Source organism: Candidatus Krumholzibacteriia bacterium (assembly GCA_030748535.1).
Lineage (GTDB): Bacteria > Krumholzibacteriota > Krumholzibacteriia > JACNKJ01 > JACNKJ01 > JASMLU01.
Map to the genome: position 1 here is coordinate 284 of JASMLU010000034.1, position 242 is coordinate 525.

Here is a 242-nt window from a genome sequence, read left to right on the forward strand (position 1 = left end):
TACTGAAAATTTACATCCAACCCCCAATATGACAGGGTTTGTCAAAAGGGATTCGGTGAAATGGTGGAGGTGGCGGGAATCGAACCCGCGTCCGAAAGCATCTCAATAGAAGCTACTACATGCTTGTCATCAGCTTTCTTGGATTCTTCATCCTTGTTCGCTGTTAATAACTCCCTGATGCAGGATTTAAGGCCAGCTAGTTCAGGTTTATCTGGCTGACTCGCCCCCGAACATCTCAAGCC

At 47.1% G+C, this 242-nt stretch carries 1 other RNA gene; it reads right to left on the minus strand.

The window, feature by feature from the left end:
* Nucleotides 1-61: 61 nt before the first annotated feature.
* Nucleotides 62-242: a transfer-messenger RNA gene (gene ssrA, locus QGH30_09785) on the minus strand; the annotation flags it as partial.